1 protein-coding gene is annotated in these 336 nt (G+C 57.7%); it reads left to right on the top strand.

The features are described 5' to 3' along the window. Window positions 1-117 precede the first annotated feature (117 nt). Window positions 118-336 (top strand): tyrosine-type recombinase/integrase (locus BLX89_RS23800; protein ID WP_425348638.1); only part of this gene is annotated, 219 nt, incomplete at its 3' end.

Here is a 336-nt window from a genome sequence, read left to right as displayed (position 1 = left end):
GCCCGTACAGTTTAAGGTCACAGAGCAGACCAAGATTGCGCTCGCGGCTGGCTTCCCTTCGTCCGTCGGAACGGCGGCAGCTAGCTGTTTCTAAGCCGCCGGAAGACATCGCATCATTTGTCCACCAGGCAATACGCTCGGATTGTCCACCGCTGGGTCGCGTCAATCGGACTTGATGCTAGCGCCTACGGCACCCACTCCATGAGGCGAACCAAGGCAGCGCAGATTTACAAGAAGACAGGGAATCTTCGGGCCGTCCAGATTCTGCTCGGTCATACGAAGCTGGAAAGCACCGTTCGCTATCTCGGCGTCGAGGTGGATGACGCCCTCAGAATT

The organism is Pararhizobium arenae (assembly GCF_001931685.1).
Classification (GTDB): Bacteria; Pseudomonadota; Alphaproteobacteria; order Rhizobiales; family Rhizobiaceae; genus Pararhizobium; species Pararhizobium arenae.
This window is presented reverse-complemented; position numbering and strand designations above follow the sequence as displayed.